Raw genomic sequence first — 21,432 nt, 5'->3', positions numbered from 1 at the left:
GACTGGGTCGGGACGTCCTTGCGCCCGGCCTGACGAGCCGCCTCTACCCGGGCCTTCCATTTCTCGTTCCCGAGCAGCCAGTCGAATGACTCGGTCTGCAGGGCGAGAAGGTCAGGAACTTCGAGGGGCTCCTGGATACGCGAAAAAGAGACGCGACGGGGACCAGCGGGTACGGCGGAGGCGTTGCGCGAGGCTGCCAACAGATGTCCTTCCGAGGGCTCGCGGCGGACTGACTACACGCACGCCAGACAACCTCGCAACGTGAGCAAGCGGAGCGGGTCGTCAAAGGGCAGCGCAAAGGGGCAGTGTAGCCGAACGGCACACGCCTGTCCACTTCACTCTCGCTGCATGCTCCACGTTGGTCGCAGCATCGCCCGTTCGAGCGGAAACGTCAAGCCCGTAAGCGCGACTTTCCGCCGACCTAGGGGCCGGACGCTGGGTTTTCTCCCCTGCGTGATCGGGCGCCTACCGTCAGGCCCAAGACGATACCCGCGAACGGGGACGGTTAACGCTCCGTCACACCGAGGGTCGAACCCATGCCGACAACCGGTGCTGCTGTGGCTTAGGTACCCGTTACTTGGGCTTCGCTAAACCTTATTTTTGGTAACAATTGAACATTGGGACGCGCCCGGTGACTCAAGCCGTACCGATCAAGGTCGACAGCTCGGCCACCAGCCAGCGTGAATCTTGCCGGATCATGACGAGCCTGGCCCGGTTCTGGCTGACCTGTTGCTGTGGTTCGGCCTTGCCGGGGATCTCCTTGACCGTACCCGTGTTCACGAAGAGCAGAACCTCAACTCGATCACCTTCTGCCCGCTCCACGCCCGCGTCGGCGACGGCCGCCGTCTGCACCGTCTTCTCCGCCTTGGCCTTGGCCACCAAGGTGGCCGACAGCTCCTTGTAGTGCTTGGCCAGCTCGCCGGTCGTGTGCTCGGTCGCCCGGGCCAGGTCCTGCTCGACCGTCCGGTAGTCGTACGACAGCAGGTCCGGCGCTACCTTACGGGCCGCGGCCATGGCCTCCCTGCCGGCCTCCTCGTCCACGCGCAAGGCGTGCGCGTCGTACCAGAACACTCCTGACACCGCGCCGAGCCCGAGCACCAGGACCAGCAGCGCGATCACGACCGCCCTCACACCACCTGCACCGCCCTCGACACCAACCAGACTCCCTTCTCCTTGGCCACGTCCATCGACCACCGGTAGAACCGCTCCTGCTTGGGGGTCTTGGAACCTTCCCAGCGGATCTCCACGTCGGCCACGACCAGCACCCGCGCGGTCTCCTCCGTCATCGCCACGAGCCCTGTGGCGCGGAGCACGCCGTGCTGTACGACCTTGTTCTTCAGCGTGGTGGACTTGAGCTTGCCCGCGTTGGCCGTGTACTCCTCCTTGGCCACGCCGGTGGAGGTGGCGAGAATGCGCCCCACGTCGGCGTCGACGGTCTTGTAGTCGAGCGAGATCAGGTTGATCGCGTGCGCGCCCGCCGCGTCGAGCGCGGCCTGTCGATCGTCCGCCCTGGCCTGCTCGGCCAGATCCTGCCCGCGAAGGAACACCACGGCGGCGCCGAGCAGCACCACCAGCAGGATGAGTACGCCGGTCAGGACGCGGAGTGGCCGGGCGGCGGGTTCGTCCACGTCTGCTCACCTCCCGGCTTGGTTGCGCGGATGATAACCCGCCGATCCGTCCCGCAGCCCGGGAAACGACAGAGGCGACATAGGTCCCCCCACGCGTTGTTCTGGCCGACCCCGACGAGCCAAGCACCTGACAAACGCCGTCAGACGGCCCCCTGAGGCCCGTAGCGCGCACAACGTGGCGTTCCTGCCTTTCCATCACCGAGGTCGTGGAAAGCGCCTTCTCGGCCCGTCTGGCGGCAGGCTGGTGGGCTTCCCTCGCCCCAGCGCGAGCCCGGCCGGGGGTCACGAACCGGTCCAGACCGCCTGCGACAGCCACCCCGATACCTGCCGGGGCGATCTCTACCTGACGCCGTTGAGGTGGGCGTTGATCAGGCGTGGATACTCTTCCAGCCAGTTGCGCCCGCGATCGTCCACGAAGGAGCCTTGGGGCGGGATGACCCCGTTGGCCGCCAACCAGGTGCCGGGCGGCCGCTGCGTACGGCGGAGCCCGTTGCCGCTCGGCATCAGCTGCGGCGGGATCGGCGGCAGCGAGCCGGGGTCGTGACCCAGCTGCGCCTCGGCCTCCAGCTCGGAGACGTCCTTCTCCTCCGACATGCCGATCGGGCCGTGCTTCCTGGCGTTGAGGAACTGCCGGACCACCGGCTCATCGCTCGACAGCAGCATCTCGCGCGGCCCGAACATGATCAGCTCTCGCCTGAACAGCAGCCCGATGTCGTCGGGCACCGTACGGGCGGTGTTGATGTCGTGCGTGACGATCAGGAACGTCGCCTCGATCTCGGCATTCAGGTCGACGATGAGCTGGTTGAGATAGGCGGTCCGTACCGGGTCGAGACCCGAGTCAGGCTCGTCGAACAGGATGATCTCGGGGTCGAGCACCAGCGCCCTGGCCAGGCCGGCCCGCTTGCGCATGCCGCCGGAGATCTCGCCGGGCAGCTTGGTCTCGGCCCCGAGCAGGCCGACGAGCTCCATCTTCTCCAGCACGATCTGGCGGATCTGCGACTCGCTCTTCTTGGTGTGCTCGCGCAGCGGGAAGGCGATGTTGTCGTACAGGCTGAGCGACCCGAACAGGGCGCCGTCCTGGAACAGCACGCCGAACAGACGGCGCAGTTCGTAGAGCTTGTTCTCGTTGCAGTTGGCGAGGTCGTAGCCGTCGATCCAGATGTGCCCGCGGTCCGGCCTGAGCAGCCCGACCAGGGTCTTCAGGAAGACCGACTTGCCGGTGCCGGACGGGCCGAGCAGCACCGAGATCTCGCCCGCGGGCAGGGTGAGTGAGACGTCCTCCCAGATGACCTGCCGGCCGAACGACTTGGTCAGCCCGTCGACCACGACTTCGACGCCCACGGGTCACCTTCCATGCACAGGGGGTAACGTGCCGCACACTCTAACCACACATTTGCCATCACGGTAGCGGCGTGCGAGCGAATTGGAACCAGTTCCAATAACTTGTTACTGGCCGGTTATGAGACATCGAGTCCAGCAACGGGCGTCGCCCTCGCACTTGGAGCCCCTATTCGGTCCGAGGGCTGGCGATCGCTTTCAGAGCCGGGCGGAGAACCCGTGCGATGTCTGCTTGAGGCACTTCGCGTAGCTCGTCGAGTTCGAGCAGTTGGTGGCCCACGGTCACGCCCAGCATGATCGTCGTCATCAGCGCCGCCCGCATCCGCGCGTCGTCGCCGGGGATCGACTCGCCGATCTGGTGAATCTGACGACTCAGTACGGCCCGCGCCGACGCGGCCGCCTCCGGATGGGTCAGCATCGACCGCATCATGGCCAGGGACCCCTGCGGCAGCTCCCCCATCTTCATGCAGAGGCTGCCGAGGAGCTGTTCGACCAGTTCGTCGGTGTCGCCCGGGGCCACGGGCGCCGGGGCCACGCGTACGGCCTCGCTGAACAGGTCCTGCTTGCTGCCGAAGTACTGCATGACGAGCGCGGGGTCGACCTCGGCCGCCTTGGCGACCGCCCGGATCGTGGTCCGTTCGAACCCCAGGTCGGCGAAGAGCTTCCTGGCCGCTTCCAGGATCCGCCGCTCGGTCCTGCGACGGCGCTCCGCTCGTTCGGTCACGCCACCCACTCCGTCATGCCGTTCACTCTACAGGCGTTGACCGTTTGTCCCGTTTCGCTCTACGCTCGTTGAGTCAACGTCCGTTGAGCGAAATGGGGTTCCCATGTCTGTTGCTGGTGTCGTCGCCGCTTATCACACCGCGATGCTGCACAGATCGGCCGACGAGCTGGCCGATCTCTATGCCGAGGACGGTCTGCACGAGTTCCCGTTCGGGGGGCTGCCGCCGTTCAAGGGCCGGGAGGAGGTCCGGGCGGGGTACACGATGATGTGGGGCGCCATGGAGGCTCTGGTGAAGGAGATCCGCGACGTGGTCATCCGCCAGACCACGGACCCGGAGGTGGTCGTAGCGGAGCACGAGACGGTGGTCGCGGTGGCCGATCAAGAGCTGACGGTGCCGGGCCTGCTGATCCTGCGGGTCAGGGACGGGCTGATCGTCCATACGCGCGACTACATGGACACCAGCGCCATCGCCCGCGTCCGCGCCGCCTAGCGCGGTGTCCGACCGACGTTCACCGGCCTCGAAGAAGCAGCCGCCCGCGCGCACCGGGGCGACGCGGACGACGCCCACATCCAGGCTGCACGGACCGTACGGCCAGGCCGGACGGGATGAGCGCCAGACCGCGCGGAGGGCACGTGCGGGCCAGCCCAGGGCGAACAGGGCGACCCGGTACGCGCGGGACAGCTGCGGTCCGTCACTTGGCGGCGGTGAGGTCGTAGAGCGTGGTGTTGCCGACGGTGCTGGCGGTGAATGTCTCCTGCACCCACGCCGCGATCTCCGTCGCGTCGCTGCTACCGCCCGTACCACCTGTGCCGGCCCCGCCGCGCATGCCACCCATGCCGCCACCCATACCACCACCGATGAAGTAGTGGATCTTCCCCTCGGCCACGTACTGCTTGAACTGGGCGAGTGTCGGCGCGGGGTCGGTCCCGTTGAAGCCGCCCACTGCCATCACCGGCTGACCCGCAGCAAGTTGGTATCCGGCGGCGTTGTTCGAGCCGATGGCGGCGGCGACCCAGTCGTAGGCGGAGGCGTTGGTCTTCAGGAGGGCGGTCAGCTCGGCACTGGGGGTGGCGGACTGGAGCAGCCCGCCCATCCCGCCTCCCCGGCCGCCGCGAGCGAACCCACCGTCGCCCATACCGTCAGACCGCGCATTGCCGCCGGTTCCGCCCGGCTGACCGGTAACGCCCTGCTGACCGCCCCGCCCGGCAACGCCCGGCTGGCCGCCCCCGCCGAACCCACCCGGTCCCATAGCCGCGGGCCCGCCGCCGCCGCCACGGAACCCTCCAGGTCCGCCGAAACCTCCCGTCGAGGGACCCGCCGTGGGGATCGCGCCGGTGTGCGCGGATGCGGCGGTGTCCAGCGCGTACGCGGCCGGCCCGGCCAGGCACACCACGACCGCCACAGCGGCGACAATCCCCGACAACCGCCGCGACCACCAACCACGCCCCGCAATCGCCACCCCTCCGGACCCCTCGGACCGCACCGCTCCAGGCCCCTCGGACGACGCCCCTTCAAGACCCCGAGACAGCACCTCGGACGGCACCCCCACGGGACCCCGAGACAGCACCTCAGCAGGCCTCTCCGATGGCACCCCCGCGGGATCCGCGGACGGCGCGCCCGCGGATCCCGCAGACAACACCCATGCGCTTCCCGCCGACGACTCCCCCGCAGGCCCCGCAGACAGCACCCTTTCAGGTCCCTCAGCCGACACCGCCGCGGTTCCCCCGGACGGCGCGCTCACCAATCCCGCAGACGAAGCGCCCGCCAATCCCTCAGACGGCATGCCCGCCGACCCCTCAGACGGCACCCCGGCCGGACCCGTCTGGTAGCGCTCGACGACCAGGAGACCCACTGCCGCCGCCAACCCGGCGACGAGCACGACCGGCCCCAGCCAGGAATTCCACTCCGAGCTACGCGACAACAGCACGTACGCCCACCCAGCCGTCACAGCCGCCGCCAGCGCGAGCACCCGGTTCTCCCGGCGCTCCCACAGCAGCGCCGCCCCCGACCCCACCAGCACCGCGATCGCCGGAGCCAGCGCCACCGTGTAGTACGCGTGGAAGATGCCCTGCATCAGGCTGAAGATCAGCCCGGTCACCACCAGCCAACTCCCCCACACACCGACCTGAGCCCGTACGGGATCAGTCCGCGGCGCCGACCGCGTCAGCCAGATCGCGGCCACGAGGAGCACCAGCGCCGCCGGAAGCAGCCAGGAGATCTGTCCGCCCGCCTCGGTGTCGAACATCCGCAACCAGCCGGCCTCCTGGTTGAGGTTGCCGAGCCCTCCGTAGTCGCCGCCGTTCAGCCGCCCGATCCCGTTGTAGCCGAGTGCGAGCTCCAGCACGCTGTTCGTCTGGGAGCCGCCGATGTACGGCCGGTCGGCGGCGGGCACCAGCGCCACGGCCACCAGCCACCACCCGGCCGACACCAGCATGGCCCCACCCGCCAGCGCGAGCTGCCAGAGCCGCCGCCCTATCGTGGTCGGAGCCGTGATCAGGTAGACGAGCGCGAACCCCGGCAGTACCACGAACGCCTGCAGCATCTTGGCCAGGAACGCGAACCCGATGCACGCCCCCGCCAGCACCAGCCACCGCGTCCCCGCCTTCTCCTGAGCCCGCACGACGCAGTAACCCGCAACGGTCAGCAGCAGCACCAGCAGCGCGTCCGGATTGTTGAAGCGGAACATCAGCACCGCCACCGGCGTAACCGCCATGACCGCCCCGCCGAGCAATGCTGCCCACGCGGGGAACCGGCGGCGTACGGCGGCATAGACCACGCCCACAGTCGCCACGCCCATGAGAGCTTGGGGCACGAGGATGCTCCAGGAGTTCAGCCCGAAGATCCTGGCGCTGAGCTCCATCGGCCACAGCGAGGCCGGCGTCTTGTCCACGGTGATGGCATTGGCCGCGTCCGACGACCCGAAGAAGAACGCCTTCCAGCTCTGGCTGCCCGCTTGTACGGCAGCCGAGTAGAACGAGTTCGCCCATCCGGAGGCGTTGAGCCCCCATACGTAAAGCACCGCGGTGGCGGCGAGCAGCCCGGCCAACGCCCATCGATCTCTGACACGCGCATCCTTGAACACACTCGAACGCTAAACACGGCCTCTCGCCATGTGATGAGACGACCATGAGAATCTCGTGAGGTCTGTACGCCAGTCACCGGCCCGGCAGAAAACACAAAAGAGGCGGCGCACCCGGCACCTGGGTGCAGCCGCCCCTTCTGGGGTGAAACGCCACAACGGGCGATTCGGTAATGCTCTTCGAGCGATATGCCTCGAAAGTGTTACTTCACAGAGACGGTGGCGCCGGCGCCCTCGAGGGCAGCCTTGGCCTTCTCCGCCTGCTCCTTGTTGACCTTGCCGTCGAAGACGTTCTTGGGAGCGCCGTCGACCAGGTCCTTGGCCTCCTTGAGGCCCAGGGACGTCAGGGCGCGGATCTCCTTGATGACCTGGATCTTCTTCTCGCCGGCACCCTCGAGGATGACGTCGAACTCGTCCTGCTCCTCAACGACGGCGGCCTCGCCACCAGCGGCGGCGGGGGCGGCAACCGCGACGGGGGCGGCGGCCTTGACGTCGAACACTTCCTCGAACTGCTTCACGAACTCGGAAAGCTCGAGGAGGGTCATCTCCTTGAACGCGCCGAGCAGCTCGTCGGTGCTGAGCTTCGCCATGATGGTTTCCTCCGTATGGATCTTGCGATAACTAGGAACGGGACCGCGGGATTTGCGGCAATCCCCGTATTACTCGCCCGCCTCTTCGCGCTTGGCGCGAAGGGCGTCGGCCAGCTGGGCCATGTTGGTGGGCAGCGCGGCGAACATCGCGGCGGCAGCACTCTGCTTCGCCTTGATGGCGCCGGCCAGCTTCGCGAGGAGAACCTCGCGGGACTCGAGGTCGGCGAGCCTGGTGATCTCTGTAGCGTCCAGCCTCTTGCCGTCAAGGACGCCGCCCTTGATCACCAGAAGGGGATTGGCCTTGGCGAAGTCACGCAGACCCTTGGCTGCCTCGACAACGTCACCGTTGACGAAGGCGATCGCGGTCGGACCGGCGAGCAGGTCGTCAAGACCCGCGAAACCGGCCTCAGTGGCCGCGATCTTGGTCAGGGTGTTCTTCGCCACGGCGAACTTCGCATTCTCACCAAGAGAAACGCGCAGCTGCTTGAGCTGTGCGACGGTGAGACCGCGGTACTCGGTCAGAACGGCCGCAGCGCTGCCTTCGAACTCGCTCCTGAGCTCGGCAACTGCTGTCGCCTTATCCGCCCTCGCCATGGGCCTCCTTCCAGATGTGCCACCGGTGAAGGCCCAGAAATAAGAACGGCCCCGGGCGCAGGGCGCACACGGGGCTCACACACGGAAAAGACCGTGTAGAAAACTCGTATAACACCTGCGCGGGCCGTCCACAGACTGTGGATCCTTCGGTCACCAGGTCTTGAGAACCTGACGACAACCGGCGGTCTTCGGCAACGACCAGAGTACGTCCTGGTCGCCGAGTTTCCAAATCGCTCTCAGTCGGCAACGCTTTCGGCGCCGCACTCAGGCGGCGCCGCTCAGCGATCGTCCTTAGTTGGAGACGTTCTTCGGCAGCTCACCGATCTGGTCGGCGGGCGGCGTCTGGATGTTGACGGCCTCGTTGAACCCCTTGAACAGCAGGGTGGCGTCCATCGTGGCGCCTTCCTTGGCACCCTTCAGCGCGACCTTGCGCGGCAGGCCATCGCTGCCGACCCAGATGTCGAACTTGATGTCCTTGAGCTCGGCCAGGTTCGAGCGGGCGGCTTCCTGCTTGTCCGCCGGCAACTGCTGCACCGCCGCGTCCACCGGGAACGTCCCGCTGTAGTGGGTGGTGTCCACGCCGCCGACAGTTTCGTTGCCGGCCGCCTTGACGTCCTTGGAGGCCGTCACCATCTTGGTGACCGCCGCCAGGTCGAACTGCTGGATCTGGTCGAGGTACGTCTTGATCTCGCCGGGGCCGCCGACATCGGTCAGCGGCACCTTGATCCACGGCTTCGTCGCGCCGACGAGCTGCTTGAGCGCCTCGACCTTGACGTAGACGGCGTCGCCCTGGAGCACAGCTCGCGCTCCGCCGGGCAGACCCTTACCGCCCAAGTCGATGGTGTCGAGTGTGAGGTCGACGGCCAGCTGCGGCTTGCTCTGGTAGAGCATCCGCCCCTGCACCTTGCCGCCCCCCTCCTGGGGGTGTGTGACGTCGACGACGGCGTCGACGGTGTAGCTGGTGACCTCCGCGGTCTTCTGCGCGGCCTGCGTGAGGACCTCGGACGCGGCCAGGTTGACCTGGATGGGCTGCGCGTTCGTTCCACAACCAGCAACCGATACCGCGACCAGAGCGGCACCGGCCGCGGCGGTAGCGAGAGAAATTCTGCGCTTCAGCATGTTTTGACCCTACGTGTCGGTGACCCGATCTGCCGTCTTCCCCTGACTTTTCAGGGAAAACCCAGGGTCTTCCCCGACCCGCTTTCTCTCTCGGGTCAACGTGCTCTCTGCCTCGGCGTCTGTCTTGTGCGGTGCTCTGATCTTTCTTTCCGGTACGGCACCACCTGCGGCACTCGTCCCCCGGATTCCCCTATCCGCCGCACGAGATCGCACTCACCAGCCACACGCCCTCAGGGAGGCCCCACAAGCCACACGCCGCAACGGAGGCAGCACGCGACATCGAAAGACCACCTACGGGGAAGCGCTGCGGCGGAGGCCGCCCGCAAGGCCCTTGTGGAGGCGGCACCGGCGGGCCGCACGACCGCCAGCCGGCGAGCCATCCGCACAAAACGCACGCCACCGAGAAGGTCACATGGGGGCGGTGCGACGAACGGCGGCGTGCTTGTGGCCGTCAGTCGTGCCAAGCGAGCCCGAGAACGCAACAAGCCCCCGCCGGAGTCGGCGGGGGCCAGGTGGTGCGGTGAGCGCCGGAAGCGGGGCTTCTGGCGGTCGGTGTTTCGCTACGCGTCCAGGTCGGCGGTCAGGCCGCGCGTGAGGTTGGGGTCGACGGGGACGCCGGGGCCCATGGTCGTGGAGAAGGTGACCTTCTTCAGGTAACGACCCTTGGCGGCCGACGGCTTGAGCCGGAGCACCTCGTCAAGGGCAGCGGCGTAGTTCTCGATGAGCTGGCGCTCGTCGAACGACGTCTTGCCGATGATGAAGTGCAGGTTCGCCTGCCGGTCCGTACGGAACTCGATCTTGCCGCCCTTGATCTCGGTCACAGCCTTCGCCACGTCGGGCGTCACGGTGCCGGTCTTGGGGTTGGGCATGAGGCCACGCGGGCCGAGGACACGGCCCAGGCGGCCGACCTTGCCCATGAGGTCAGGGGTGGCCACAACGGCGTCGAACTCGTTGAGCCGGTTGCCCTTGGCGATCTCGTCGATGAGCTCGTCGGCGCCGATGATGTCGGCGCCCGCCTCGCGGGCCGCCTCGGCACGGTCACCGGTGGCAAAGACCAGGACCCGGGCGGTCTTGCCGGTGCCGTGCGGGAGGTTGACCGTGCCGCGCACGATCTGGTCGGCCTTGCGAGGGTCGACGCCCAGTCGCAGCGCCACTTCGACGGTGGCGTCGAACTTCGTGGTGGACGTCTCCTTGGCCAGCTTCGCGGCCTCGACAGGGGCGTAGAGCTTGTCGTGGTCGACCTTGGCCGACGCGTCCTTGTGCGCCTTGCTGCGCTTCATGTCTGTCTCCTTGTGGTGTGCGGGCCGGTGTGCGGCCCTCCCACTGATCGGGTGCGGGTGCGAGCCGGAAACCGGCTCTCCCACGGATCGCGGTGCGGGCCAAGGTGCTGGCCCTTCCGCGGATCGGGAAGGTCTTAGTCGGCGACGGTGATGCCCATCGACCGGGCGGTGCCGGCGATGATCTTCTCGGCCGCCGCGATGTCGTTGGCGTTGAGGTCCGGCATCTTGGTCTCGGCGATGCTACGGAGCTGCTCGCGGCTGAGCTTGCCGACCTTCTCCTTGTGCGGGACCGGGCTGCCCTTGTCGAGGCCCAGAGCCTTCTTGATCAGCTCGGGCGCCGGGGGCGTCTTCGTGATGAAGACGAAGCTGCGGTCTTCGAAGATGGTGATCTCAACGGGGATGATGTTGCCCCGCTGGGACTCCGTGGCAGCGTTGTACTGCTTGACGAAGTCCATGATGTTGACGCCGTGCGGGCCGAGGGCGGTACCGACCGGCGGCGCGGGCGTGGCCTGGCCAGCGGGCAGCTGCACCTTTACCAGCGCCGCGATTTTCTTCTTTGGAGGCATGATCCTTCTCCGGGTCCTGAGAATGGTGTTGCAAACCCCCACGGGCGTGCGGGCCCCAGAACACAGGGGTCACCGTCCACGCGTGTGGGGACGACATATCAGCTTACGTGATCGTCCTAGATCTTCGAGACCTGGTTGAACGACAGCTCGACCGGAGTCTCACGACCGAAGATCGAGACGAGCACCTTGAGCTTCTGCGACTCGGGGCTGATCTCGCTGACCGAGGCGGGCAGGGTGGCGAACGGGCCGTCCATGACCGTGACGGACTCGCCGATCTCGAACTCGACGGTCGGGCCGCTGCTGGTCTTGGCCGAGGACTTCTTGCTCTCCTCGGTCGGCTCGGGCGCCAGCAGCTTGGCGACCTCGTCGAGGTTGAGCGGGCTCGGCTTGTTGGACAGGCCCACGAAGCCGGTCACACCGGGCGTGTTACGCACGGCGGCCCAGGACTCGTCGGTCAGCTCCATGCGCACCAGCACGTAGCCGGGCAGCACACGCTCCTTGACCGGCACCTTCTTGCCGCTCTTGAACTCCTGGACGGTGTGCGTCGGCACCTCGACCTGGAAGATGTAGTCCTCCATGTTGAGAGACACGTTGCGGCTCTCGATGTTGGACTTCACCCGGTTTTCGTAGCCGGCGTAGGAGTGGATCACGTACCACTCGCCGAGCTGGCCCCGGAGGGAGCGCTTGAACTCCTCGACCGGGTCGACGTCAGGCAGGATGTCACCGTCTTCGTCGACGGCGGGAGCCTCGTCGGCGACCTCGTCCTCGTCGCCTTCGTCGCTGTCCGCGACGTCGGCGTCGAACTCGTCGACGGTCTCCTCAGTGGCCTCGACGGCCTCTTCCGGCTCGGTGTCCCACTCCTCGCGGGACTCGTCCGCCGGCACTGAAGACTCGGACACGGTGACTTTTCCTCTTTCGTCGAATCGAATGGCGACCCCGTCGGTCGAAACCGGCGGTGTCCGGATCAGGATCCGCCGAAGACGCGGAGGACGGCCCAGCCGAGCGCGGCATCGAGCCCGTACACGATCCCAACCATGATCAGAACGAATACCAGAACGACCGTGGTGTAAGTGATGAGATCCTTGCGTGTCGGCCAGATGACCTTACGCAGCTCGGTGACTACCTGCCGGTAGAAAAGAGCCGGCGAGGTGCGCGTCTTCTTCTCGCCACTAGGCTTGCCTGCGGTCTCGCCGCGCGTGTCGATCGCCACAGTCCTCACCTGAATCTGTCGTATCCAACGCAGTTTGCGGCGCGCTTACACGCCATTGCGCGGACCGCACTCGCAGGGCACGAGGGACTCGAACCCCCAACCGCCGGTTTTGGAGACCGGTGCGCTACCAATTGCGCCAGTGCCCTATGTCGCCAACCACACTACCCTGATCAGCTCACTGCCTGGACCGAACCGCACGTTGACATGCGGCGGCACGACCAGGCGAAAGTGTATCCGGGTAATGCCCGCCACGTCGAACCAAAAGCCGATCGCCCAGGTCACGGGGCGCGTGGCAGCATGGACCCATGTCCACGCGACCTCGTATCTCCACCCGAATTTCCGCGATTTCCGAATCTGCCACGCTCGCCGTGGACGCCAAGGCGAAGGCGATGAAGGCGGCCGGACGCCCGGTCATCGGCTTCGGCGCCGGCGAGCCCGACTTCCCGACGCCGGACTACATCGTCGAGGCGGCGGTCGCGGCGGCGCACGAGCCCCGCTTCCACAAGTACACCCCGGCCGGCGGCCTGCCCGAGCTCAAGAAGGCGATCGCCGCCAAGACGCTGCGCGACTCGGGCTACCAGGTCGACGCGTCGCAGGTCCTGGTCACGAACGGCGGTAAGCAGGCCGTCTACCAGGCGTTCGCCACGCTGCTCGACCCGGGCGACGAGGTCTTGGTGATCGCTCCGTACTGGACGACCTACCCCGAGGCGATCAAGCTGGCCGGCGGCGTCCAGGTCGACGTCGTCACGGACGAGACGACCGGCTACCTCGCGAGCGTCGAACAGCTCGAAGCGGCCCGCACCGAGCGCACCAAGGTCCTGCTGTTCGTCTCGCCGTCCAACCCGACGGGCGCCGTCTACTCACGCGAGCAGACGGAGGCGATCGGCCGCTGGGCCGCCGCCAACGACCTCTGGGTCGTCACCGACGAGATCTACGAGCATCTCGTGTACGGCGGCACGGAGTTCACCAGCATCGCCACGGCCGTCCCCGAGCTGGGCGACCGGGTCGTCATCCTCAACGGCGTGGCCAAGACGTACGCCATGACGGGCTGGCGGGTGGGCTGGCTGATCGGCCCGTCCGACGTGGTCAAGGCCGCGACGAACCTTCAGTCGCACGCCACGTCCAACGTCTCGAACGTGGCCCAGATGGCCGCTCTGGCCGCCGTCTCCGGCGACCTGTCAGCCGTGGCGGAGATGCGTGAGGCGTTCGACCGCCGCCGCCAGACGATGGTCCGGATGCTCAACGAGATCCCGGGCGTGCTCTGCCCGGAGCCGAAGGGGGCGTTCTACGTCTACCCCTCGGTCAAGGAGCTGATCGGCAAGGAGCTGCGCGGCCGTCGGCCGCAGTCGTCGGCCGAGCTGGCCGAGCTGATCCTGGAGGAGGCGGAGGTGGCGGTGGTTCCGGGCGAGGCGTTCGGCACGCCCGGATATTTCCGGCTTTCGTACGCCCTGGGGGACGACGATCTGGCGGAGGGCGTCAGCCGCCTGGCCAAGCTCCTCGCCGAAGCCCACTAGCCAGCGGCCCGCTCATCGGAGGCCGCGAGGGTCAGCCGACTCCCGCGGCCACCTTCTCGATCTCGCGGGCCAGTCCGGGCGTGGCGCCGATGTAGACCGCGGTGCCCGGCCGTTCCAGCCACATGAAGTTGCTCAGCCCGCCCCGCGTGCGCCAGCGCAGGGCGGGCTTGCCGTGGTACGCCCCCAGGCTCGACCGGCTGACCAGCGTGGCGAACCGCTCGGCGCCATGCACCCCGCACACCACGGCGACGAGCAGTTCCTCATCGTTCTTGCGCCATCGCACGCCCTTCACCTTGAGCTGCTCGCGCAGTGACTTCACCCGTCTGAACGTGCCCGCGCGTTCCACCCCCGCGGGCAGGTTCCCGATGTCGAGCTCTCCGGAGTCGCAGGTCAGAGATGTGTTCGTCAGCTCGGCTCGGCTCGGTTCCGGTGTGGCCGTGTTCGCCTCCCGATCCGCCTCCGGCACGGCGGGTCCGCCGCACGCGGTCAGCGCGAACACGAGGAAGACCGCTGCCAGGCGTCGCATCAGTCCCCCATGACTTCCAGTGAAATACCGCAGAAAAGGTCCCTAGTCTCCTACAGGAGCCTTGACCGAGGCGGCAACACGAAGGAGTTCGTCACTCAAGGATTCGCTGACCCGGATCCACGCTCCGGTGCCCATGCGCTCCAGCCAGACGATCATCAAACCACCTCCGGGGTACCTGCCGACCAGGGCGGGTCTGCCGCGGACGGTGGTGTCCCTGGGGGTTCGCAGCGAGATCCGCCGCTGGTAGGTGAGCCAGTCGGCGGCCACCGGGCCGTGCTCGACCCGTACCTCGACGTACTCTCCGTGGGTGGAGCCCGGCCCGGTCTTGGGGGCGAATCTGGCCCAGGCGCCCTGGTCGGGTTCGATCGCTCCCCCGTCGGCGCGATCCAGCCCGGCGGGCAGGTAGGTGAGCCAGAAGTCGTGCGAGACCACCGCGATCCGGGCCGCCGCGGTGGAAGCGGTGACGGTCGCACCCCGGACGGGCGCCGGGGCGGGCGCGGGCGCGGGCGCCGGGGCAGTCGCCCCACCCGCGACCGGCGAGTCGGTCCGTACCAGTGGGGGCGCCCCCACGGGTACGGGATGGACCCGGCCGAATCCGGAGGAGAACAGCCCGTAGATGATCGAGGCGGTTGCCCCGAGCGCGACGAACGCCAGCGTCGCACGCAGCGCCTGCCCGCGGGTCTCGTGCTCCGGCATCATGCACGGTAGATCCCCGGTCTGATCTCACCCGTACCGCCCGTTCACTTCACGGGTTCGATCCCTTCGGCGATCTTCTTCAGCTCGTCCCCCGCGTCGATCTTTTTCGCGTAGTCCGGACTGATATACACCTCGACCGCCAGCCCTCTGCGGAGCGTCCAGCCGATGGTGCTCGTCGAGACGTTGTCATCCTCGGCGGCGACTTCACCGCCTTCGGTGACCTTCGTCAGGTAGGCCCGCTTGCCACCGATGTCGGTGGTTTCGGCGCCCTTGCTGGAGAACGTCGTCAAGCGCTGCGCGATCTGCTTGCTCGCCTCACCCGTGAACACGACCACCTGAACGGCATAGAAGCCCTCTTCCTGTCCGGGCTCCACGAAAGTGGTCGTATAGCTCGTCTTGCCGAAGCCGTTCTTGCCCGACCACTTACCCCATTCGAGCCCCTCGGGCAGGTAGCCGACATGGATGCCGCCGAACTTCCGGCCGTCGCCCAGGTCACCGAGGTCCTGCGGCACCGAGGATTCCGGGCCCACGGTGAGCTGGACATTCGTCCCCTTCGTCACCTCCTGACCCGCTGCGGGGCTCTGCATGCGGACCAGGCCCGTGTCGGTGGTCGTCTCCGGGTCATTGACGACCAGTCCGGCCTGCTTCAGCGTCTCGACCGCCTCGGCGACGTGCTTGCCGACGACGCGCGGGACGATCACCGAGTCCACCACGGCCCGGTCCGTGCCGGTGGCGGCGTGCTGGGTCTTGGCGGGTTCCGCCGAGTTCAGCATCGCCGGCGCGGCCACGGCGACCAGGGCGGTGGCGAGGGCGGCGCCGGCCATACGGAATCTGATCACGTGCGAGCGGTGGCGGCGGCGCACCTCCCTGCCCAGCGACGGCGTGGCCTGCACGTCGGCGACGTGCGCGGCCATGGCCTCGGCCAAGACGTCTTCAACCTTCATCGGATCGCTCCTTCTGCGACGGTCATGCGTTCGCGGATCTTGGCGAGACCCCGGGCCGCCTGGCTCTTCACCGTGCCGAGCGAGCAGCCGAGCAGCGACGCGGTGGCCGCCTCCGACTGGTCCTCCCAGTAGCGCAGGACGATCACCGCCCGCATCTTCGGCGGCAGCCTGCGCAGCTCCTCGATGAGGGTGTCGCGCAGGTCCAGGTCGGGGGAGTTCGCGGCGGTGTCGGGCGGCCGGGCGAACGTGATCTCCTGTACGACGCGCCGCCGCCGCGCCCGGCTGATCGCCGCGTTCACGACGACCTTCCGCGCGTACGCCTCGGGGTTGTCGTGCCGGATCCGGGACCAGTGCCGGTAGACCTTCTCCAGGGCGTGCTGGACCAGGTCCTCGGCGTCGTGGTGGGTGGCTCCGCAGACCAGGATCGCGGTGCGTAACAACGAGGTGCTGCGTGCGGCAAGGAACTCGTCGAATGCCGTTTCGTCTTCATCCGTCATGAGCGGGGTCCCCTTTCGCCCCTCCCAACGCGCGAACGCCCGGAGAGGTTGAGTGGCAAGATATGGAAATGCCACGCCCGCTTGACCTGCTGCCCAAGGCTCATCTGCACCTGCACTTCACCGGCTCGATGCGGCATACGACGCTGATCGAGCTGGCTCGCGAACAGGGCCTGCACCTGCCCGACGCGCTGGAGCAGGACTGGCCGCCCCAGCTGCGCGCCACCGACGAGCGCGGCTGGTTCAGGTTCCAGCGACTGTATAACATCGCCAGGTCGGTGCTGTGGCGGCCGGAGCACGTCTACCGGCTGGTGCGGGAGACGGCCGAGGACGAGGCGGCGGCCGGGTCGCGGTGGCTGGAGATCCAGGTGGACCCGTCGGGGTTCGCGCAGCGGTTCGGCGGGCTGACGGCGACGCTGGAGCTCATGCTGGACGCCGCCGCCCAGGCCGCCGCTCGGTCGGACATCGGGATCGCGGTGATCGTGGCGGCCAACCGCACCAAGCACCCGCTCGACGCCAACACGCTGGCCAGGCTCGCGGCTCAATACCTGGGCAAGGGGGTCGTCGGGTTCGGGCTGTCGAACGACGAGCGTCGCGGTGCGGCCCGGGAGTTCGAGCGGGCGTTCCGCATCGCCAAGCGCGCCGGGCTCCTGGCCGTACCACATGGGGGTGAGCTGCTCGGGCCCCGTAGCGTCGCGCAGTGCGTGGACGACCTCGACGCGGATCGCGTCGGGCACGGGGTACGGGCGGCGGAGGATCCGTGGCTGATGGAACGGCTGGCCGAGCGGCAGATCTGCTGCGAGGTGTGCCCGACCTCCAACGTGGGTCTGGGTGTCGTCGAGCGGATGGCGGACGTGCCGTTGCGCAGGTTGTTCGACGCGGGGGTGCCGATCGCGTTGGGGGCCGATGACCCGTTGCTGTTCGGGGCGCGGTTGTTGCGGCAGTACGAGCTGGCGCGGGAGGTCTACGGCTTCGGCGACGCGGAGATCGCCGAGCTGGCGCGGCAGTCGATCAAGGCGTCCACGGCGCCGGAGGGCGTGCGCAAGGAGCTGCTGAAGGAGATCGACGATTGGCTGGCCTCACCGGAGTGAGGCGGCTATTTCGGCGGCGTGCTCCTTGGTGCCGGCTCCTTCCAGGCGGTAGCCGGTGGTGCCGGACTGCCAGATGAGGGTGGGTTCGGCCTGGCGCAAGGGGACCGACGTGCCGTCCTCGCGCTTGATGTAGCCGAGGGGGTGCGAGCCGCCGAGCCACCAGGCGGTGACGCCCGCGACCTGGACGTCCTCGGGCCAGGGTGGGCCCAGGGTTTTGAAGAAGTACGGGCTGGGCGTGCCGGCGAACTGGTCCAGGCGGATGCCACCCGGCCAGAACATCGACGCCACGCGGCCGTTGTCGCTCACCGTGGCGCGCTCGGGGGTGCCCAGCGCGGTGGGGGTTTTGATGGGGAACTTCACCTGTTTGGCCAGGTCTGCCGGGGCCACCGAGTGCTCGCCCGGCAGCGGAGTGGGGGTGGTGACGGGTCGGGGGGTGGAGTCGCTCAGGCGTAGCTCGATGCTGGCGTAATGGAGGATCGCGCGCACGGCGGCGCGGCCCTGCGGGGTGGCGGCCGTGATGGCTATGACGACGAGGACGATGGCTGTCACGATCCGCCATCTGGCGCGCCGCCTACGTTGCGCCGGAGGCCGCCGGGACGCCTCTGGCGTGGCTGGGGTGGGCTCCAGGCGGGCGCGGACGGTTGCCGCCACGTCGTCCGGCGGGGGGTTGGGGACGTCGAGGAAGTCGGCGAGGGCCGTGAGTTCGGCGGTCAGGTCGTCGAAGGGGTCATGCGAGCTCATTGCCCACCTCCTCCCTGAGCCTCGCGAGGCCGCGATGCGTAGTGGACTTGACGGTGCCGAGCGGCCAGTCGAGCACCTGGGCGGTCTCCGCTTCCGACAGCTGTAAGAAGTACCGGCAGACGACCGCCTGGCGTTCCCGTTCGGGCAGGTGGCGTACCGCCTCCAGCAGGCGGGCGCGCCGGTCGGTGGCGACGGCCGAGCCCGCCGGGTCGTCGGGGGCCGTGACGTCGGCCGTGGCGGTGAGACGTACGGCGAGCTCGGATCTGCGCCCGCGCGAGCGGGTCAGGTTGTGCGTCTCGTTGGCCACGATCCGCAGCAGCCACGGCCGGAAAGGGGCGTCCCTGCGGAAGGACGACAGGTGCCTGAACGCCTTGACGAAGGCCTCCTGCACCACGTCCTCGGCCTCGTCCCCCGCCCCGAGCATCGCGGCGGTGCGGTGCGCGAGCGCGCTGTAGCGGGCGACCAGCGCCTCGTAGGCGGACAGGTCACCGGCGAGCGAGCGGCGGATCGCCTCGTCGTCGTCCATGAACGAGTCAGATTTCACCGCATTCAAGGGGGTTCAGGGAAGGGCGGTTGGCGTATCAGGTGACCATCGGCGCTGTTGGGGCATTAGACTCGGGCAAATCCATGAGCCCTTCGAAGGAACGGCACTATGTCTTCTGGGTATGACCGTGTAGTACAACCGGCGGCCGGCGACGAGGCCCTGGAGAACCACCTAGGTGGGGACGAGGCCAAGAACTATCGGCAGTACGAGTTCGACATGGTCGCCCCGCATGTCGGTCGTTCGATGCTGGAGATCGGCTCTGGGCTGGGACATTTCGCCGAGCAGTTCCTGCCGCGTCTTGACCGGCTCGTGGTGAGCGACTTCGACCCCTACTGCGTCGAGCAGCTCGGCAAGCGCTTCGAGGGGCGCGACGACATCAGCGTGCTGCAGTTCGGGCTGCCGACCGAGATCCCGCTTGAGGACAAGGTCGACACCGTCGTGCTGATGAACGTCCTGGAGCACATCGAGGAGGACGCCGAGGCGCTGCGTTCGCTGGCCAGGGTCACGCAGCCCGGTGGGCGGATCATCATCTGGGTGCCCGGCTACATGCAGCTTTATGGGGACTTCGACCGCAAGGTCGGGCACGTCCAGCGCTACACCCCCAAGACCCTGGGCGCGACGGTCGCCAAGGCGGGGCTGGAGGCCGAGGTGCTGAAGCCGATCAACTTCCTGGGCGGCATCGCCTGGTGGGCGGCAGTCCGCCGGGGCGGCGTGGGCTACCCGGATCCGCGACTCGTGAAGATCTATGACCGGACGGTGGTCCCGGCCACGCGGCTCATCGAGCGTTTCATCCGGCCCCCCTTCGGCCAGACCGTCTTCTGCGTCGCCCGCGTACCTCAGTAGAAACCACCTCAGCCGCCACCGACGAGCGGGGCGGCTGAGGGGCCCGGGCCGGTGGAGGAGGGGCCCGGGCGGGGATGGCTGTTGCGGCCGGCTATTTGATGGAGCCCGCCGTCAGACCTCCCACCACCTTTCGCTCGATCAGAGCGAAGAGGATGATCACTGGGATGGTGGCGATCACCGAGCCGGCGAAGAGGTTCTGCCAGTCCACCTGGTATTGACCGATGAACGAGTTGAGCGCCACCGTCAGCGGCTGGTTCGCCGGTGTCGTGGTGAGCGTCAACGCCACCACGAACTCGTTCCACGCGGCGATGAAGGTGAAGATCAGCGCGGTGATGACCCCGGGCATGGCCAGCGGCAGCGTGATCCGGAACAACGCCCCGAACCGCCCGTTGCCGTCGATGAACGCCGCCTCCTCCAGCTCGCGCGGGATCGAGGAGAAGTACGCGTTCAGGATCCACACCGCGAACGCCAGGTTGAACCCGCCGTTGACCAGGATCAGCGACCAGATCGAGTCCACCAGCCCGAACTGGAAGAACTCCCGGTAGATGCCGACCAGCATGGCCGTCGGCTGGAACATCTGGGTGATCAGCACCAGGATCAGGAACGCCGTGCGCCCCCTGAAGTTGTGCCGGGCCGAGTAGTACGCGGCCGGCAGCGCCACCAGCAGCACCAGAACGGTCGAACCCGCCGCCACCTTGAGCGTGACCATGAGGTTCCCGGCCAGGCCGCTGGTCCAGAAGTTGGCCAGGTTCGACCACTCCCACTGCGTCGGGAAGAACGTCACGTCGCGCAGCGTCTCCTGGGGACGCAGCGAGGTGAGCAGCATCACCACGTACGGGAACAGGAAGATGAGCGCGATCACGTACGCGCTGCCCGCGACGACCACGGTCTTGAGCTTGGGCATCCGGTGCGTGGGCTGGCGGTGGGGTTTGGCGTGGTGGTGCGTGGCCAGCGTCGGCGCCGTCTTGACGGCCATCACGCCACCTCCTTGTTCCAGCGGGACACCTTCAGGAAGATGGCGGTCAGGATGATCACCATGCCGAAGTTGACGACCGACATGGCGGCGGATTCGCCGATGTTGGAGCCCTTGAGGATGAACATCAGGATCGTCGAGGTCGCCGTCGAGTATCCGGGCTGGCCGTGCGTCATCGCCCAGATGATCGGGAAGCTGTTGAAGACGTTCATGACGTTGATCAGCGCCGCGACGGTGAGGGCGGGCCGGAGCAGCGGCAGCGTGATCGACCAGTACGTCCGCAATCGGGTGGCGCCGTCCATCTTGGCCGCCTCGTAGACGTCGCCGGGGATCGTCGCCAGACCGGCCAGCAGCGCGTACGTGGTGAACGGCACCGACACGAACACCGCCACGAAGATCAGCCACGGCATCGCCGTCGAGGCGTCGCCGAGCTGGTCGGCCGAGGCGCCGCCCATCGCGTCGATCAGGCCGAGCTTGAACCTGATCTGGTTGATGACGCCGACCTCCGGGTCGAGCATCCACTTGAAGATGATCGCCGTCATCAGCACCGAGGCCGCCCACGGCGCGATCAGCGCCCAGCGGGCCACCTTGCGGCCGGGGAAGCGCTGGTTGAAGAGCTGGGCCAGGGCCAGCGAGATCAGCACGGTGAGGGCGACGACCGCGACCACCCAGATCACGCTACGGAGCATGATGTCCGAGAAGTCCTTCTCACCGAACAGCTTCTCGTAGTTCGCCACGCCGTTCCCGCCCTGGACCACGCCGAACCGGCTGATCTTCAGGAACGACGAGCGGATCATCTCGACGACCGGCCAGAGCACGACCAGCGCGATCAGTACGACAGCAGGCCCGACCCAGGCTAGGGGCTCCAGGGCGCGCAACCTTTTCATGCGGAACCTTCCATGAAGGTACGGCCGGCGCTCGAGACGCGAAGCGCCGG

At 67.8% G+C, this 21,432-nt stretch carries 25 protein-coding genes and 1 tRNA gene; 4 read left to right on the top strand and 22 right to left on the bottom strand.

From position 1 onward, the window contains the following. From KLK06_RS52075 to KLK06_RS52055, 5 genes are all read right to left on the bottom strand, one after another. The coding region (locus tag KLK06_RS52075) for a hypothetical protein (protein WP_214643300.1) at positions 1–200 on the bottom strand (200 nt) is incomplete at its 3' end. Positions 201–636: 436 nt separating this feature from the next. Next, complete coding sequence (locus KLK06_RS52070; protein WP_308168858.1) at positions 637–1,131, bottom strand: hypothetical protein; 495 nt, start codon at positions 1,129–1,131, stop codon at positions 637–639. After that, a complete protein-coding gene (locus tag KLK06_RS52065) occupies positions 1,128–1,628 on the bottom strand; it encodes a hypothetical protein (RefSeq protein ID WP_214643299.1) in 501 nt (166 codons plus the stop codon). Before KLK06_RS52065 ends, KLK06_RS52070 begins: the two co-directional genes overlap by 4 nt. 339 nt (positions 1,629–1,967) lie before the next feature. Further along, positions 1,968–2,969, bottom strand: coding sequence for an ABC transporter ATP-binding protein (locus KLK06_RS52060; protein ID WP_214643298.1), 1,002 nt, complete (start codon positions 2,967–2,969; stop codon positions 1,968–1,970). Between the two features lie 166 nt (positions 2,970–3,135). Continuing rightward, positions 3,136–3,690 carry a TetR/AcrR family transcriptional regulator gene (locus tag KLK06_RS52055; protein ID WP_214643297.1) on the bottom strand — a complete coding sequence of 185 codons (555 nt, stop codon included), beginning with the start codon at positions 3,688–3,690 and terminating at the stop codon, positions 3,136–3,138. A 103-nt stretch (positions 3,691–3,793) separates the two neighbouring features. Between KLK06_RS52055 and KLK06_RS52050 the strand changes: the two genes are divergently transcribed. Next, positions 3,794–4,180, top strand: coding sequence for a nuclear transport factor 2 family protein (locus tag KLK06_RS52050; protein ID WP_214643296.1), 387 nt, complete (start codon positions 3,794–3,796; stop codon positions 4,178–4,180). A 202-nt stretch (positions 4,181–4,382) separates the two neighbouring features. Here the strand turns inward: KLK06_RS52050 and KLK06_RS60985 are convergent, their stop codons facing one another. From KLK06_RS60985 to KLK06_RS52005, 9 genes are all read right to left on the bottom strand, one after another. Next, the gene (locus KLK06_RS60985) at positions 4,383–6,773 is read right to left on the bottom strand and encodes a glycosyltransferase family 39 protein (protein WP_308168856.1); all 2,391 of its coding nucleotides are present in this window, start codon (positions 6,771–6,773) and stop codon (positions 4,383–4,385) included. Positions 6,774–6,973: 200 nt separating this feature from the next. Continuing rightward, positions 6,974–7,360, bottom strand: coding sequence for a 50S ribosomal protein L7/L12 (gene rplL / locus KLK06_RS52040; protein ID WP_214643295.1), 387 nt, complete (start codon positions 7,358–7,360; stop codon positions 6,974–6,976). A 69-nt stretch (positions 7,361–7,429) separates the two neighbouring features. Continuing rightward, positions 7,430–7,954 carry a 50S ribosomal protein L10 gene (rplJ, locus tag KLK06_RS52035; RefSeq protein ID WP_214643294.1) on the bottom strand — a complete coding sequence of 175 codons (525 nt, stop codon included), beginning with the start codon at positions 7,952–7,954 and terminating at the stop codon, positions 7,430–7,432. A gap of 291 nt (positions 7,955–8,245) precedes the next feature. Then, on the bottom strand, positions 8,246–9,073 hold the full coding sequence (locus KLK06_RS52030) for an LppX_LprAFG lipoprotein (protein WP_250907374.1): 828 nt from the start codon (positions 9,071–9,073) through the stop codon (positions 8,246–8,248). A 560-nt stretch (positions 9,074–9,633) separates the two neighbouring features. Further along, positions 9,634–10,353, bottom strand: a complete 720-nt coding sequence (rplA, locus tag KLK06_RS52025) for a 50S ribosomal protein L1 (RefSeq protein ID WP_214643293.1) — start codon at positions 10,351–10,353, stop codon at positions 9,634–9,636. A 134-nt stretch (positions 10,354–10,487) separates the two neighbouring features. Further along, positions 10,488–10,919, bottom strand: coding sequence for a 50S ribosomal protein L11 (gene rplK / locus KLK06_RS52020; RefSeq protein ID WP_214643292.1), 432 nt, complete (start codon positions 10,917–10,919; stop codon positions 10,488–10,490). Positions 10,920–11,035: 116 nt separating this feature from the next. Beyond that, complete coding sequence (nusG, locus tag KLK06_RS52015) at positions 11,036–11,818, bottom strand: transcription termination/antitermination protein NusG (RefSeq protein WP_214643291.1); 783 nt, start codon at positions 11,816–11,818, stop codon at positions 11,036–11,038. A gap of 65 nt (positions 11,819–11,883) precedes the next feature. Further along, complete coding sequence (gene secE, locus KLK06_RS52010) at positions 11,884–12,129, bottom strand: preprotein translocase subunit SecE (protein WP_214643290.1); 246 nt, start codon at positions 12,127–12,129, stop codon at positions 11,884–11,886. A 73-nt stretch (positions 12,130–12,202) separates the two neighbouring features. Next, positions 12,203–12,275 (bottom strand) — tRNA-Trp (locus KLK06_RS52005). Positions 12,276–12,434: 159 nt separating this feature from the next. Between KLK06_RS52005 and KLK06_RS52000 the strand changes: the two genes are divergently transcribed. Further along, complete coding sequence (locus tag KLK06_RS52000) at positions 12,435–13,643, top strand: pyridoxal phosphate-dependent aminotransferase (protein ID WP_214643289.1); 1,209 nt, start codon at positions 12,435–12,437, stop codon at positions 13,641–13,643. A gap of 31 nt (positions 13,644–13,674) precedes the next feature. Here KLK06_RS52000 and KLK06_RS51995 read toward each other — a convergent pair whose 3' ends face one another. Genes KLK06_RS51995 through KLK06_RS51980 form a run of 4 tightly spaced genes read right to left on the bottom strand, consistent with a single transcriptional unit; the run spans position 13,675 to position 16,306 of the window. Further along, positions 13,675–14,169 carry a hypothetical protein gene (locus KLK06_RS51995; RefSeq protein WP_214643288.1) on the bottom strand — a complete coding sequence of 165 codons (495 nt, stop codon included), beginning with the start codon at positions 14,167–14,169 and terminating at the stop codon, positions 13,675–13,677. Between the two features lie 42 nt (positions 14,170–14,211). Beyond that, a complete protein-coding gene (locus KLK06_RS51990; RefSeq protein ID WP_214643287.1) occupies positions 14,212–14,868 on the bottom strand; it encodes a hypothetical protein in 657 nt (218 codons plus the stop codon). Between the two features lie 41 nt (positions 14,869–14,909). Then, on the bottom strand, positions 14,910–15,809 hold the full coding sequence (locus KLK06_RS51985; RefSeq protein ID WP_214643286.1) for a PASTA domain-containing protein: 900 nt from the start codon (positions 15,807–15,809) through the stop codon (positions 14,910–14,912). Next, positions 15,806–16,306, bottom strand: coding sequence for a SigE family RNA polymerase sigma factor (locus KLK06_RS51980; RefSeq protein ID WP_214643285.1), 501 nt, complete (start codon positions 16,304–16,306; stop codon positions 15,806–15,808). Before KLK06_RS51980 ends, KLK06_RS51985 begins: the two co-directional genes overlap by 4 nt. A 68-nt stretch (positions 16,307–16,374) precedes the next feature. Between KLK06_RS51980 and KLK06_RS51975 the strand changes: the two genes are divergently transcribed. Further along, the gene (locus KLK06_RS51975; RefSeq protein WP_214643284.1) at positions 16,375–17,394 is read left to right on the top strand and encodes an adenosine deaminase; all 1,020 of its coding nucleotides are present in this window, start codon (positions 16,375–16,377) and stop codon (positions 17,392–17,394) included. Here KLK06_RS51975 and KLK06_RS51970 read toward each other — a convergent pair. Both KLK06_RS51970 and KLK06_RS51965 read right to left on the bottom strand, forming a co-directional pair. Next, the gene (locus KLK06_RS51970) at positions 17,383–18,135 is read right to left on the bottom strand and encodes a hypothetical protein (protein ID WP_214643283.1); all 753 of its coding nucleotides are present in this window, start codon (positions 18,133–18,135) and stop codon (positions 17,383–17,385) included. The genes KLK06_RS51975 and KLK06_RS51970 overlap by 12 nt on opposite strands. Next, positions 18,122–18,679, bottom strand: coding sequence for an RNA polymerase sigma factor (locus tag KLK06_RS51965; RefSeq protein WP_308168855.1), 558 nt, complete (start codon positions 18,677–18,679; stop codon positions 18,122–18,124). Before KLK06_RS51965 ends, KLK06_RS51970 begins: the two co-directional genes overlap by 14 nt. Positions 18,680–18,787: 108 nt before the next feature. Between KLK06_RS51965 and KLK06_RS51960 the strand changes: the two genes are divergently transcribed. Beyond that, on the top strand, positions 18,788–19,522 hold the full coding sequence (locus tag KLK06_RS51960) for a bifunctional 2-polyprenyl-6-hydroxyphenol methylase/3-demethylubiquinol 3-O-methyltransferase UbiG (RefSeq protein WP_214643282.1): 735 nt from the start codon (positions 18,788–18,790) through the stop codon (positions 19,520–19,522). 91 nt (positions 19,523–19,613) lie between these two features. Here the strand turns inward: KLK06_RS51960 and KLK06_RS51955 are convergent, their stop codons facing one another. Both KLK06_RS51955 and KLK06_RS51950 read right to left on the bottom strand, forming a co-directional pair. Next, entirely contained in the window at positions 19,614–20,498 is an 885-nt protein-coding gene (locus tag KLK06_RS51955) for a carbohydrate ABC transporter permease (protein WP_250907373.1), read from the bottom strand. Then, entirely contained in the window at positions 20,498–21,382 is an 885-nt protein-coding gene (locus tag KLK06_RS51950) for a carbohydrate ABC transporter permease (RefSeq protein ID WP_250907372.1), read from the bottom strand. Before KLK06_RS51950 ends, KLK06_RS51955 begins: the two co-directional genes overlap by 1 nt. Positions 21,383–21,432 lie beyond the last annotated feature (50 nt).

This window comes from Nonomuraea sp. NEAU-A123, from assembly GCF_018603905.1.
GTDB lineage: Bacteria > Actinomycetota > Actinomycetes > Streptosporangiales > Streptosporangiaceae > Nonomuraea.
This window is presented reverse-complemented; position numbering and strand designations above follow the sequence as displayed.

Bases quoted from the DNA above. Each gene is read 5' to 3' on its own strand.
- KLK06_RS52030 (WP_250907374.1), bottom strand. From the start codon at position 9,073: ATGCTGAAGCGCAGAATTTCTCTCGCTACCGCCGCGGCCGGTGCCGCT.
- KLK06_RS51950 (WP_250907372.1), bottom strand. From the start codon at position 21,382: ATGAAAAGGTTGCGCGCCCTGGAGCCCCTAGCCTGGGTCGGGCCTGCT.
- KLK06_RS52050 (WP_214643296.1), top strand. From the start codon at position 3,794: ATGTCTGTTGCTGGTGTCGTCGCCGCTTATCACACCGCGATGCTGCAC.
- KLK06_RS51960 (WP_214643282.1), top strand. From the start codon at position 18,788: ATGTCTTCTGGGTATGACCGTGTAGTACAACCGGCGGCCGGCGACGAG.
- KLK06_RS51990 (WP_214643287.1), bottom strand. From the start codon at position 14,868: ATGATGCCGGAGCACGAGACCCGCGGGCAGGCGCTGCGTGCGACGCTG.
- KLK06_RS51985 (WP_214643286.1), bottom strand. From the start codon at position 15,809: ATGAAGGTTGAAGACGTCTTGGCCGAGGCCATGGCCGCGCACGTCGCC.
- rplL (WP_214643295.1), bottom strand. From the start codon at position 7,360: ATGGCGAAGCTCAGCACCGACGAGCTGCTCGGCGCGTTCAAGGAGATG.
- rplK (WP_214643292.1), bottom strand. From the start codon at position 10,919: ATGCCTCCAAAGAAGAAAATCGCGGCGCTGGTAAAGGTGCAGCTGCCC.
- rplA (WP_214643293.1), bottom strand. From the start codon at position 10,353: ATGAAGCGCAGCAAGGCGCACAAGGACGCGTCGGCCAAGGTCGACCAC.
- rplJ (WP_214643294.1), bottom strand. From the start codon at position 7,954: ATGGCGAGGGCGGATAAGGCGACAGCAGTTGCCGAGCTCAGGAGCGAG.
- KLK06_RS52000 (WP_214643289.1), top strand. From the start codon at position 12,435: ATGTCCACGCGACCTCGTATCTCCACCCGAATTTCCGCGATTTCCGAA.
- KLK06_RS51955 (WP_250907373.1), bottom strand. From the start codon at position 20,498: ATGGCCGTCAAGACGGCGCCGACGCTGGCCACGCACCACCACGCCAAA.
- KLK06_RS51995 (WP_214643288.1), bottom strand. From the start codon at position 14,169: ATGCGACGCCTGGCAGCGGTCTTCCTCGTGTTCGCGCTGACCGCGTGC.
- KLK06_RS51975 (WP_214643284.1), top strand. From the start codon at position 16,375: ATGCCACGCCCGCTTGACCTGCTGCCCAAGGCTCATCTGCACCTGCAC.
- KLK06_RS51980 (WP_214643285.1), bottom strand. From the start codon at position 16,306: ATGACGGATGAAGACGAAACGGCATTCGACGAGTTCCTTGCCGCACGC.
- KLK06_RS51970 (WP_214643283.1), bottom strand. From the start codon at position 18,135: ATGAGCTCGCATGACCCCTTCGACGACCTGACCGCCGAACTCACGGCC.